Raw genomic sequence first — 12,686 nt, 5'->3', positions numbered from 1 at the left:
CATGACAAATGAAGAATTATTAAGATTTAATACAAAGCTTGCCACAGTTAATCTGAGCCTTCAGCAAAATGCTGAGGGGCTCACTTTGACTGACGGTGAGCTTTCTATAATGGTCGATTTTAGGGAAATGCTTCCAAGATTAAAGCAGAGTAACCTTCAGCGAGAGATGCTGGTGAAGGCAGCCAGAATAAAGGGGCAGCCAATGCCACAGACTCTTATCGATGCTACTGCTGGATTTGGAGAGGATTCCCTTATTTTAGCGGCTGCAGGGTTTCAGGTGCAGCTTTATGAATTTGATGAGGTTATCGCCGCGCTTTTAAAGGATGGAATGGAAAGAGCAATGGAAATTCCAGAGCTGAAAGAAGCGGTAGGGCGCATGAAGCTGGTGTGCGGAGACAGCACAGAGGGCATGAAGAATCTGAATTTCAAGCCAGATATCGTGCTCCTTGATCCTATGTTTCCAGCAAGACAAAAGAGCGCTTTGATAAAGAAAAAATTCCAGCTGATTCAGCGATTAGAAAGCCCATGCTCCACAGAAGAACAGCTGCTTGATGCAGCTGTGGCTGCGGATCCAAAACGAATTGTTATTAAGCGTCCTTTAAAAGGACCATACTTGGCAGACAGAAAGCCAAGCTATAGTTTGGAGGGCAAAGCGATTCGCTATGATTGCTTTGTTTTTGCGAGAAATTAAATAGTTTTTTCACAGAATTCTCTTATTTATATACTAAGATACTCATATAGTACCTTAGTGACATTGTGGATTTGAGAGGATTCAGAATGAAAAATAGGAAGCGTTCATCTATAAAAAGAAAGATTACTAGGCATGTAATTGCAGCGTTGGTAATTACTATTTCATTTATGACGGTTATCAACCTGATTTATCTGTCTAGAAGAATAATAGAACAGCAGGAGACTAAGCTTGAATTGGCCACTCAGATTAGTGCTCAGGAAGTTGAAGACTGGGTAAGAGACATGGCCATAGTAACTGAGGATATGGCCAGTACCCTTACTGCTATCGCTGATCTAAATGAAGCCACAGTTAGAGCGGTCGTTGATAGAGTAGCGTTGAATCATCCAGAGTTTTTCTATGTTTACTTCGCTGACTACCATGGAAATATGACCATGGCTAGAGGAATCGATTTCAAATCTACAGGAATGGATCCAAGAGAAAGAGGCTGGTATCAAAAGGCAGCAAAGTATGGTCACACAGTTGTAATCGACCCATATGCAAGTGCAACTAGACCTGATGTAATGATGGTGACAGTGGCAACTCCAGTTTATTGGGGCACCACAATGGTCGGAGTAGTTGCAGTGGATGCAGATATAGAAAGCATTCAGGAGTTTATGAACACAATAGATTTCGAGGCTGGTTCATATGGATTCCTACTTGATAGTCAGGACAATATCATCGTTCATCCAAATTCTCAGTATAACCCAACATCAGAAGCTATAGTTTCTGCAGTGGAAGTAATGCCAGAGCTTGAGGAAGTGCTTGATTCCAAGGATGAATTTATAACAGCTCCAGATTACACTGGAACAGAGATGGTATATTCGGTAACAAAGCTCCACGATAGTGGATGGACTGTAGCTGTGGCATATCCAAGAAAGGGATTTTTGTCACACGTCGATAGAGGCATAAGAATCAGTTTGTTCGTGGCGTTAGTATGTGCGCTCCTTGCAGTTGGAGATATTACATACACAGTTAGAAAAGTGCTTAAGCCTTTGGATAAGATTAATCCAGCAATGGACAGAATTATGGAAGGCGATTTTTCTACACCTATTGATTTTGCAACAGCCGATGACGAGATTGGTGATTTGCAGAACAAGCTGGCTATGACTTTGGCCGAGCTTTCAGATATTATCCATATTCAGCAGCATGTTCTGTCCGAGATGGAGCAGGGAAATTTGGCCGTGGCAGATATGGATGAATTCCCAGGCGAGATGAATGATATCAGTATGTCGGTTAATTCTATCAAAGCTAGGTTTAACGATATGATTTCCGATATCCAGTTTTCTGCTATCAATTTGCAGAGCTTTGCAATGGGAATAAATGAGACAGACGATATAGAGGAAATAAAAGCAATATTTGAAGAATTGTCAGCAGAAGCAAATGCGTTGATGGAAAAGACATCTAGGTTCACGACTATGCCAACAACATATGAAGTTACGGATGAGGATGATAACTGGGGCTAGAGTATGAGTATTCACCGGATATTCGCTTTTAATTCATAAATTTTGCTAAACTTATACACAAATCTATTGTACAATATTTCCTATAGTCGGGGAGAGATATGAATCCTAAAAGGAGGTTCCCAACGATGGATAATGAATTCAAAGAGTACATCACATTTGTGGTTAATACTAAAGATGGCGATGAAGTTGAGATGGCTGTAATAGACCAGTTCGAGTTTGAGAACAAAGGCTATGTTGCAGCAGCTTTGGTAGATGGAGATACAGTCAGTGACGAGGGCTGCTTCATCTACAGAGTAAAGGTTGGAGAGGAAGATTTCAAAGTAGAAAAGATTACCAACCAGATTGATTATAAGAGAATCGCAGAAGCTTATATGGAAATGATGTAAACGATAATGTAGGGGTAGCAATGCTACCCCGTTTTATTTTTGTTGCATTTCCATTATAATAATGGTATCTAGGAGGATTCTGAATGGAATTTGCAAACTTGGATTTTGATCGAAAGAATCGGACAGGATTCCCAGAAGTGATTTTTTGCCAGGGCAAAATGGATGACTTTCTGGTAGATATCTATCAAAAGATGTACGAAAGAGATGGCTGCGCGTTTGGCACCAGAGCAACGGAGCATCAATACGAAATCGTAAAGGCGGTATTGCCAACAGCCACTTATGATAAAGTGAGCAGGATTCTCAAGGCAAAAAAGCCTGATTTTAAAGAGCAGGAGCTTATTGGAAATGTGGCAGTGCTTACAGCTGGCACAGCAGATATTCCTGTAGCCGAGGAAGCAGCACAAACAATCGAGTTTTTTGGAAGTAAGGCAACTAGGGTTTTCGATGTGGGAGTAAGCGGAATTCATAGATTGCTTGAAAACGTAGATACTTTAAATGAAGCCAACTGCGTGGTGGCAGTGGCAGGCATGGAAGGCGCACTGGCGTCAGTGGTAGGCGGATTGGTTAAGGTTCCGGTTATTGCTGTGCCAACAAGCGTAGGCTATGGGGCCAACATGGGTGGTATATCCGCACTTCTTACCATGATCAATTCCTGTGCTAACGGAATTTCCGTGGTAAACATCGACAATGGCTACGGAGCAGGTTATATCGCGACCCAGATTAACAGACTGGCAGTGCATTGAGGGGCATTCTAGAAAAGGGTTAATAAGGGTATAAATGAAAAGTAATAAGGGTAAAAAGTTAAGAATCACAGGGATTATTGTCCTTGTATTAATCATTACAATTGTGGCTAAGTTTTTTAGCTATGTGAACAATTATTATCAGGCTACAGACAGAGCCATGGAGTACATCAACAATCCAGCAGAGGGAGTAACTGTGGAGTATGTTGATAATACAATCGTATTTGAGCCGGAAAATCCAGTGGCCGGGTTTATTTTCTATCCAGGTGGATTGGTGGAATCTGAGGCATATGCGCCTTTGATGGAGCAGCTAGCAGAGCAGGATATCATGTGCATCATCGTAGAAATGCCACATTACCTAGCTATGTTTGATGCAAACGGGGCCAGAGGCATCCAGGCCAAGTATCCAGAAATCGACGACTGGTACTTGGGCGGACACAGCTTAGGCGGTGCCATGGCATCGCTCTATGCCAACAGACATCAGAGCGAGTACGAAGGATTGATTCTACTTGCCGCATATTCTACCAAGGATTTGACTGATGAACCAACAATCGACGTTTTATCAATCCTTGGTTCAGAAGACGGCGTTTTAAATATGGAGAAGTATAATGAATACTTAGCAAATCTGCCTGCAGATTATGAAGAGGTGATTATCGAAGGCGGCTGCCATGGATATTTTGGGGACTATGGCATGCAGTCTGGGGACGGCGAACCTACAATCACTGTGGAAGAGCAGACAGAGGCTACAGTTGAGGCGATTGGGGAGTTTGTAGAAAAATAGGAGACTAATTGATGCGACAGTCTAAGGCTAAACAAATCACTAATTACATTGCATTATTTAGGAAGATTGTAGAGGGAATCTACACAAGTTTATCCGCAAAAAATGTGGATATTGAAGGGGCATGTTCATATCTGGAAATGTGCCAACAGCGCGCGATTGATTTCGGCACTTTTATTGAGGGTGAAGAAGGGGAAGGTCATCCTACTGTAAAAATGCTGGAAGAATTTTGCGAAGTTCTATATGAAATTCACGAGGAGATTCAGTCTGAAAGAGGCTTATCGGCAGACTCTGCCAAGGCCCGCCTCGATACCATGGTTAATAGAATTGAAGAAAGTGCAAACAAGGATATCACACTCACTACAGTGAAGCTGTTTTTGCCATATAAGGCAAGCATGTGGGATTCCCTTGAAAGCGTTTGGATGAAGGCAAACGAGAATCCAAACTGTACTGCTATCGTAATTCCGATACCATATTTCGACAAGAACCCAGATGGTTCGGTAAAACAAATGCACTACGAAGGAAATGATTATCCTGATAATGTGCCGGTAGTGTCATTTGAAAACTTTGATTTTATGGGCGTCCATCCGGACGAGGTGTATATTCACAATCCATATGATGATTGGAATTATGTAACATCGGTACATCCATATTTCTACACGGATAACATCAAAAAGTTTACAGACAAGCTCATCTACATCCCATACTTCGTATTGGCGGAGCCGGATGTGGACAATCCAGATGTGCTTGAGAGCTTGAAGGGATACGTGCTTTCGAAGGGCGTGGTAAATGCAGATGAGGTCATTGTTCAGTCGGAACAGATGAGAGAGGCCTATATCCGTGTGCTTTCTGCACAGTTCGGTGAAGATACCAGACCTAGCTGGGAAGCCAAAATAAAAGGTACAGGCTCGCCAAAGGTTGAAAGACTTCTTCGCCTGTCTAAGGAAGAGCAGGAAATTCCAGAGGAATGGAAGAAGATTATCACAAAGCCAGATGGCAGTAGAAAGAAAATTATTTTTTACAATACAAGCGTAGTTGCAATGCTTAATCAGAAGCAAAAGATGATTGAAAAGATAAAGGATGCTCTTGCAGTGTTCAAGGAGTGCAAGGATGACGTGGCACTTTTATGGCGCCCACATCCGCTTACCATGGCAACAATTGAAAGTATGGTTCCCGAGATTCGTGACCAGTATAAAAAGATAATTGAGGATTATCGCACCGAAGGCTGGGGAATCTACGACGATACTCCGAATATGGATAGGGCAATTATCATTAGCGACGCTTATTACGGGGACCCAAGTAGTCTTGTACAGTTGTATGAGAAATTAGAAAAACCAATCATGATCCAAAATGTGGATGTGCTTGAAAAGGAGAGCGTATGAGCTTTGAATTAAATGCATCAATGATGTGTGCCAATTATGGACATTTGTCCAGAGAAGTAAACGATTTGGAAAACGCAGGTATCGATTCATTCCATATTGATATTATGGATGGTCGTTATGTGCCAAACTTTGCCATGTCTTTGAATGATATGACATATATTTCCAAGGTTACTTTCAAGCCATTGGATGTTCATCTGATGGTGGAGCACCCTAGCAACACAATCGAATTGTTTATCAGGAATCTGAGAAAAGGCGACACAATTTACATTCATCCTGAGGCAGAGTATCATCCATCTACAACACTGCAGAAGATTATCGATGCAGGGATGATTCCTGGAATTGCTATCAACCCAGGTACAAGTATTGAAACGGTAATGGAGATGCTTCGTATTGTTGATAAGGTTTTAGTAATGTCTGTAAATCCAGGAAATGCTGGTCAGATGTATCTGCCTTACGTTGGTCAGAAGATTGAGCGTTTGCTGGATTTGAAGGAAGAAATGGGCTTCAAACTATATTGGGACGGAGCTTGCGCAAAGGACAAGATTATGAAGTACGCTCCAATGGGGCTTGATGGATTCGTTCTTGGAACTACACTTTTGTTTGGCCAGGGACGCCCATACGACGAGATTATCAACGATATTAGAAACATGAACTTGTAGGTAAGCGTATGAATATAGCGATTTTACTTTCAGGGGGAACCGGCAGCAGGCTTGGTTCGCAGAAGCCAAAGCAGTATCTGGATGTGGAAGGGAAACCTATCATCATGTATTGCATGGAGACCCTTGAGAAAAGCGAATTAATCGATAAGATTCAAATTGTAGCTCATGATGAATGGGCAGATTTGATTAAATATTGGGCTGCGCAGTACGGTGTTGAGGATAAGATTTGTGGTTTCTCAAAGCCAGGGGAGAATAGGCAGTTGTCTATTTATAATGGGCTGAAGGATATCAGAAATTTTGCCAGCGACGATGACAATGTGTTTATCCACGATGCAGCCAGACCAAATCTTAGGTTATCAACAATCCAGGATTCATTTGAAGCTATAAGTGGATACGACGGAGTTATTCCGGTCCTTCCAATGAAAGATACAGTTTATTTGAGCAAGGACGGATTGGAAATCGATTCTCTTTTGAATCGACAGGAAATATTTGCAGGCCAGGCACCAGAGACTTTCGTGTATGGAAAATATTTGGAGGCCAATGAAAGGCTTGTAAATTCTGGTGAGATTATGAAAATCAACGGCTCCACAGAACCTGCAGTGATGGCTGGCATGAAAATGCACATGATTGTTGGTGACGAGGGCAATTTCAAAATCACTACAAGCGATGATTTAGAACGTTTTAAAGAACAGATAAAGGCGATGAAATGAAGGCATTAGTTTTAGAAGATGTTGGAAAAATCAAGATAGATGAAATAGCAAAACCTTCCCCTAAGCAGGGGGAGGTTTTAGTGCATGTAAAGGCCTGCGGAATTTGCGGGTCGGACATACCAAGAGCCTACAAGGACGGAGCTCACAACATGCCACTTATGATAGGCCACGAGTTTGCAGGCGAGGTCTGCGAAGTAGGAGAAGGCGTGGATAGTAGCTGGGCTGGTAAGGCCGTGGGAATTTTCCCTCTGATTCCATGCAAAAAATGTCCTTGCTGTGTGGAAAAGAAATACGAAATGTGTAAAAACTACTCATATTTGGGCTCCCGTGTGGATGGCGGCTTCGCCGAATATGTGGCAGTGCCAGAATGGAATCTTATGGAGCTAGGCAGCGGCGTTTCTATGGAGCAGGCAGCAATGATGGAGCCAATGGCAGTGGCAGTGCATGCGATTAGGCAGGGATTGAGAGCCTGCGGTAAGGACTTGCAGGATTTGGGCCAGCTTCGCAAAGCTAAGGTGGCTGTAATAGGTCTTGGTACTATTGGCTTGCTGGTGACCATGTTTTTGAAGGATATGGGATTTGAAAATGTGTATACCATCGGAAAAAAAGAGATACAAAGGCAGAAAGCCTTTGAGTTTGGCGTGGACGAAGCTCACTATGTAAAAGAGATTGCAGATGCGGACCTTTTCTTCGAATGTGTGGGCTCCACAGAAAGCCTCATCACCGGAATCAACGCAGCCGCCCCTGGCGGCGTGGTCTGCACAGTGGGCAATCCGCATTCCGACATGGACATACCAAGAAACGTGTATTGGCAAATCCTCCGCAACCAGCTAACCCTGGTGGGCACCTGGAATTCATCTTTCACCCACGACACCACCGACGACTGGCACTACGTGCTTGGCAGATTGCAGCAGGGCGCAGTGAAGCCAGAGAAGCTGATTACTCATAAGTTCGGGCTGGAGGAGATTCTGGAAGGCTTTGAGATTATGAGTGATAAGAAGGAAGAGTATGTGAAGGTGATGGGGGAGATAGGGAAGTAGAAGAAGGGCTAATATATTAGCTATATTTGCTAATTTTGGCGAAAAAGACTAATATATTAGCATGATTAGTTTATATCAAAAGACATGGAAAGAAATAAATAATGAAGTAGCATCCAATGTTCAAAAGCTTCGCAAGAGAAAGAAGATATCGCAAAAAGAGCTTGCTGAAAGATCAGGGGTAAGCTTAGGTTCTATAAAAAGATTTGAACAGACAGGTGAGATATCGTTGCAATCTCTGACTAAGATTGCAATAGCGCTTCGCGCCGAAGACGAACTGGAGTCACTATTTACAAGTGCTAATTTTGAATCTATAGAGGAAATATTAAATGGACAGAGTTAAGAAATTAGATGTTTTCTATCACGATAGATTAGTTGGAACAATGGCACTCTATAATGGGACATTGTGTGCATTTGAATATAGCAAGGAATGGCTGACAGAGGGATTCTCTATCAGCCCTTTTTCACTTCCATTAGAAAAAGGTGTATTTATGCCAAAGATAGATCCTTTTGAAGGTTTGTTCGGAGTATTTGCCGATAGTTTGCCTGATGGCTGGGGCCGTTTATTAGTAGATCGCCTAATGAGAAAGAAGGGAATAGATTCTTTTTCTTATGGCAATATGGAGCGTCTTGCAATAGTTGGCGAAACTGGAATGGGTGCTCTTACTTATCGTCCTGTGATAGATATGGATGAAGAATATGACGACTATTCGTTGGACGAAATTGCTAAGGAATGTGAAAAAATCTTATTGTCCGAGTCTAGTGATAAATTGGACTACTTATTTGCAAAGGGAGGCACATCAGGCGGTGCACGTCCAAAGATTCTAACTAAGGTAGATGGAGAAGATTGGATAATTAAATTCCCTACAACCTTTGATGATAAAAATATTGGAAAGCAAGAATATGAATATGCTTTGTGTGCAAGGGAGTGTGGAATAAACCTAGAGGAAGTACGACTTTTTGATTCCGAAGATACAGATGGGTATTTCGGAATGAAAAGATTCGATAGAGTGGGGAATCGCATTTGTGATAGAGTGCACATGGTTTCCGCCGCAGGTCTGCTGGAGACATCTCATAGAACACCAAATCTTGATTACAATATACTCATGCGATTGACTCTACAGCTCACAGGCTCAATGGAAGAGTGTGAACAGTTATTTAGACGTATGTGCTTTAATGTGTACGCTCATAATAGGGATGATCATGCTAAGAACTTTAGCTATTTGTATATAGAAAATGAAAATCGCTGGGTTCTTTCACCGGCATACGATATGACATACAGCAACTCCATTGGAGGTGAGCACGCAACTACAGTCAATGGAAATGGAACTAATCCAGGGGAGAACGATTTGTTGGCTGTGGCAGAGAATATAGGATTGAGCTTGCCAAAGGCGAAGAGGATTGTGGTAGAAGTTGAAGAATGCGTGCGGGGACATTTGGGGTAAAAATAGTAAAATGAAAATGGAGGTGTCAATCAATGAATGAATATGAAGGAAATTTTGTAATCGATGGGAAGAAGTTCTTTTATCACATAGGTGAAACAAAAATTTATGAATATAAAAAGGGCACGAAGTACAGTTCTTTTGTTAATGTAATTGATGAAAATGGTTTTACTGTAGATACTTTACTGATTTATAGAGATCATATAGAGGTTTTTAAAAATGACGTCATAAAAGCATATGAAGAAAAGCGAGCTAATGAGGATTAGCAATTATTAATATACAATATAATTTTTAGCAAAAACAGTTATACAAGAACAGAAAGATGAAAATGGTTTCGCGGCTGATGCTGCGAAGCCATTTGTGTCTTATGCTATAATTGGAGTTGGAAAAGTTGCGAAAATGCAGGTGAAAGAGGTTGGAAAAGTGACGTTACTAAATTATTCAAACCGGGAAATGGTTGAAGCTGAAAAATCAGATGATAGTAATGCAATATTTGAACGCAAGTCATTTGGTGAAAGGCTCAAAGAGTATGACGGTGAAATAGAGATATATGAATATGACTGGGGAGAACCGGTGGGAAGGGAAATGATGTGAAATAAATGGATTAGCGAATATTTGTTAAAAATAGAGTACATAAAATGAATTTTGCGCTGATGAATAGTATAATAAAAGATATTAATTAAAAAGTATAATTGAATTGTACGTTGGGGAGTTTTTATGAATATTGTTACAGCTAGACATATAAGAATACTACCTCTCAATAAAGCCGATTTTCGCTCTTATGAAGATGCAAGAAAATTTATAGAAAATGGATTCCATAAGGAAGGTGAATTGAAACCTGGGTGCATGAATGTTTCCATGGATTATTTTTATAATAATACACTCATTTTATTTCAATATGCAGGGAAAATAATCGGATCAGGCTTATTAAAATATACTATATCTACGGACGAACCATATCGGAGGGGGATTTTCTTTTTTGAAAAAGATACTGTAAATGTATTTGATGAAAAGATAACAGGTTCAGTATTTAGGGATACTGTCAAAGAATTTAAGAGATTTAATTCTGTCGCCCAAATAATCGATATAAAATATGTGGGACCAATAAATAGACTAATTAGCGAAAGAATTAGTTGAATAAAGAAATAAAGTAGTGGAGGAATTAGATATGATGTACCCATTTTTAACTTTAGCAGATGAAACAGAAATTACACATTCTGAGATGAAGCCAGATGGTACGGTCAAAGTGTACATTGAGACACCTGATGAGAACGATGGATTTCATAATGCGGTTTGCTGGTTACCGGAATATCGTTGGGAAGATATAAATGGATATTCAGATGAGGAAATAGAAGAATATAAGGAACTTATAAAAAATAATGCTCATTTGATTATGGAATTTTCAACGAAAGGTGGATTTAAGAATGCCTCAGGTTTTTAAGATAGGAAACTATACTGTATATTTTTGGTCTAATGAGGGCGAACCGCTAGAACCCATACATGTACATGTGGCTGATGGCATACCAAGGAGAGATGCTACTAAGATTTGGATTACAGAATCTGGAAAGGCCTTTGTTGTAGACTGGAAATCAGACATACCAACAAATGCACAAAAGAATATTCTTAGAATGATAGAAGCAAATAGTAAAATTATAATTGACAAGTGGAACGAACATTTCGGGGAAGCTAGATACTATTGCTAAAATGCTAATTGCATAGGAATAAGTGGTTACATGAAATGAGATGGGAAACCATCTCATTTTACATTTTCGAGAGAGGAAATAATCCGAAAATGCTAAAATGAAAGTGCCGAAAATACTAAAATGAAAATGTCGTAAATAAATGGATTTATCAGAAAAACTACAACAATAACTTGTAGCGGGGAATTAATGAGGTGTAAAGATATGGATGAAAAACACGAATTAAATCCGATTTTGAAGTTACTTAAGGATAATAATCAATACCATTATAGAAATGGAAATAGAATTAGTGTCTATTTAAAGGATAGATTCAACTTTTATATAAAATCTTTGGAACAGTCTATAAAAGAAGATAATTTTATTGATAGCTCCTTTATTGACGAGCTGAAAAAGAGGTTGCCAGCGATTAGAGTAACTACCGAAAATATAATAAAATCATATGAATTATATGAGGAAAACAAGTTACTCGAGGCCGAGTGCATGTCTAAAAAGGTACTTTTTGATAATCGCAATAATATGATAATACGTTCTCTTGGCCGTAAGGAAGAAAGGAGTATGTACAGAATAAGACCGAATGATAACTACCCTACAAAGCGAAGAGAACTATTTCATGTACCCATGAGTAAGAGAGAAATTTGTAAGGATGGACGTTTTAGTAAAAAAGGAGTACCGTGCTTATATCTAGCAACACAGTTGCCTTTATCATGGCTAGAAATGGATAAACCTAAAATATGCATGGCTGCTAAATATGCATTAAATGATTATTTAGATAATGCAATAAAAATGATTGATATATCAGGAAAACAGATTTCAGATGCGTATCAACTGTTTGCAGATATTAATAATGCTAGACCTAAGGGGAAGAGTCTATCTGCAAGTTATGATTATTTGCTAAAAGTAATTTGTATGATTCCAATTAGATTGGCAACAACAATACCTTCAGAAGACAATGAGGATAAACAAGAATACTATTTTTCACAGGTATTTTTGGAGTGGGCAAAAGATAATAAAATTGCTGATGGTATAATCTATGAATCATGTAAAAGTGAAGAAGCATGGGCTTATGCTGGATGTAATTTTGCCTTTTTTGTTAACGAAGTGGATGAAGAGGGCTATGACATAAAGTTAAAATATATTTTTAATATGTCAAAACCCCATGTTATAAAAGATATTAAACGAGCTGAAGATTTATTTGGGGAAAAGTTTTATGAGATGAAATTATTAAGTGATGGTTTAGAATAATTGATATTCAATAGTCTATTTCAACATTAAAAAATATGTCGATATAAATATGAACATGAAATATTGTTGTTGAAATGGAGGGGTTACAATGGCAAAAATCGATGATGAGCTCAAGATATATTTTAATTAGAAGAAATTCAAGTCTGGTATAAGTAGGAATGAATTTGACCAATCATTGCGATATTGCTATAAGTAGCACATTGCCAGTTCGAAGAACAACGAATACCTTGTGACAATTCTGTGTCCACACTCCTTATTTATTGAATAACCCTACCAGATTCAATATAATTAATACAGAATAATTAATTCGTGGAGTAAATCTGGCCACGGACGGGAAAGCTAGGCTAATTTAAACTGAATGCTTGGTGGGGAGTAAGGGTAATATGGTAATAATTTAAGGGCTTCGCACCTAGTGGT

At 39.6% G+C, this 12,686-nt stretch carries 17 protein-coding genes; all 17 read left to right on the top strand.

Going from position 1 to position 12,686, the window contains the following annotated elements:
• The first annotated feature begins 1 nt into the window (after position 1).
• Positions 2-691: a class I SAM-dependent methyltransferase gene (locus CRN97_RS04295; protein WP_097075996.1), complete on the top strand. Its 690-nt coding sequence runs from the start codon at positions 2-4 to the stop codon at positions 689-691.
• 86 nt (positions 692-777) lie between these two features.
• Positions 778-2,193, top strand: a complete 1,416-nt coding sequence (locus CRN97_RS04290; RefSeq protein ID WP_097075995.1) for a methyl-accepting chemotaxis protein — start codon at positions 778-780, stop codon at positions 2,191-2,193.
• A gap of 125 nt (positions 2,194-2,318) precedes the next feature.
• A complete protein-coding gene (locus CRN97_RS04285; protein ID WP_044936461.1) occupies positions 2,319-2,579 on the top strand; it encodes a DUF1292 domain-containing protein in 261 nt (86 codons plus the stop codon).
• Positions 2,580-2,662: 83 nt separating this feature from the next.
• Positions 2,663-3,322: a nickel pincer cofactor biosynthesis protein LarB gene (larB, locus tag CRN97_RS04280; protein WP_097075994.1), complete on the top strand. Its 660-nt coding sequence runs from the start codon at positions 2,663-2,665 to the stop codon at positions 3,320-3,322.
• 34 nt (positions 3,323-3,356) lie between these two features.
• Positions 3,357-4,100 carry an alpha/beta hydrolase gene (locus CRN97_RS04275; protein WP_097075993.1) on the top strand — a complete coding sequence of 248 codons (744 nt, stop codon included), beginning with the start codon at positions 3,357-3,359 and terminating at the stop codon, positions 4,098-4,100.
• 11 nt (positions 4,101-4,111) lie between these two features.
• The gene (locus tag CRN97_RS04270) at positions 4,112-5,479 is read left to right on the top strand and encodes a hypothetical protein (protein ID WP_097075992.1); all 1,368 of its coding nucleotides are present in this window, start codon (positions 4,112-4,114) and stop codon (positions 5,477-5,479) included.
• Positions 5,476-6,138 (top strand): ribulose-phosphate 3-epimerase, encoded by a 663-nt coding sequence (locus CRN97_RS04265; RefSeq protein WP_097075991.1) that lies wholly within the window; start codon positions 5,476-5,478, stop codon positions 6,136-6,138. The genes CRN97_RS04270 and CRN97_RS04265 overlap by 4 nt, the downstream gene beginning before the upstream one ends.
• Before the next feature lie 8 nt (positions 6,139-6,146).
• Positions 6,147-6,848 (top strand): IspD/TarI family cytidylyltransferase, encoded by a 702-nt coding sequence (locus CRN97_RS04260; RefSeq protein ID WP_097075990.1) that lies wholly within the window; start codon positions 6,147-6,149, stop codon positions 6,846-6,848.
• Positions 6,845-7,888, top strand: a complete 1,044-nt coding sequence (locus tag CRN97_RS04255; protein WP_097075989.1) for a galactitol-1-phosphate 5-dehydrogenase — start codon at positions 6,845-6,847, stop codon at positions 7,886-7,888. Before CRN97_RS04260 ends, CRN97_RS04255 begins: the two co-directional genes overlap by 4 nt.
• 61 nt (positions 7,889-7,949) lie before the next feature.
• The gene (locus CRN97_RS04250) at positions 7,950-8,228 is read left to right on the top strand and encodes a helix-turn-helix domain-containing protein (protein ID WP_097075988.1); all 279 of its coding nucleotides are present in this window, start codon (positions 7,950-7,952) and stop codon (positions 8,226-8,228) included.
• Complete coding sequence (locus tag CRN97_RS04245; RefSeq protein ID WP_097075987.1) at positions 8,215-9,330, top strand: type II toxin-antitoxin system HipA family toxin; 1,116 nt, start codon at positions 8,215-8,217, stop codon at positions 9,328-9,330. The genes CRN97_RS04250 and CRN97_RS04245 overlap by 14 nt, the downstream gene beginning before the upstream one ends.
• Positions 9,331-9,362: 32 nt before the next feature.
• On the top strand, positions 9,363-9,593 hold the full coding sequence (locus CRN97_RS04240; protein ID WP_097075986.1) for a hypothetical protein: 231 nt from the start codon (positions 9,363-9,365) through the stop codon (positions 9,591-9,593).
• Positions 9,594-9,732: 139 nt separating this feature from the next.
• Positions 9,733-9,921, top strand: a complete 189-nt coding sequence (locus tag CRN97_RS04235) for a hypothetical protein (protein ID WP_179670675.1) — start codon at positions 9,733-9,735, stop codon at positions 9,919-9,921.
• 123 nt (positions 9,922-10,044) lie between these two features.
• On the top strand, positions 10,045-10,464 hold the full coding sequence (locus CRN97_RS04230) for a hypothetical protein (RefSeq protein ID WP_097075984.1): 420 nt from the start codon (positions 10,045-10,047) through the stop codon (positions 10,462-10,464).
• A 31-nt stretch (positions 10,465-10,495) separates the two neighbouring features.
• The gene (locus CRN97_RS04225) at positions 10,496-10,768 is read left to right on the top strand and encodes a hypothetical protein (RefSeq protein ID WP_097075983.1); all 273 of its coding nucleotides are present in this window, start codon (positions 10,496-10,498) and stop codon (positions 10,766-10,768) included.
• The gene (locus CRN97_RS04220; protein ID WP_097075982.1) at positions 10,752-11,030 is read left to right on the top strand and encodes a DUF4160 domain-containing protein; all 279 of its coding nucleotides are present in this window, start codon (positions 10,752-10,754) and stop codon (positions 11,028-11,030) included. Before CRN97_RS04225 ends, CRN97_RS04220 begins: the two co-directional genes overlap by 17 nt.
• A 201-nt stretch (positions 11,031-11,231) precedes the next feature.
• Positions 11,232-12,269: an RES domain-containing protein gene (locus CRN97_RS04215; protein WP_179670674.1), complete on the top strand. Its 1,038-nt coding sequence runs from the start codon at positions 11,232-11,234 to the stop codon at positions 12,267-12,269.
• Positions 12,270-12,686: the final 417 nt, after the last annotated feature.

Source organism: Pseudobutyrivibrio ruminis DSM 9787 (genome assembly GCF_900218035.1).
GTDB classification, from domain to species: Bacteria; Bacillota; Clostridia; order Lachnospirales; family Lachnospiraceae; genus Pseudobutyrivibrio; species Pseudobutyrivibrio ruminis.
The sequence above is the reverse complement of the archived record's forward strand: the minus strand, read 5'-3'. Positions and strand labels throughout refer to the sequence as shown.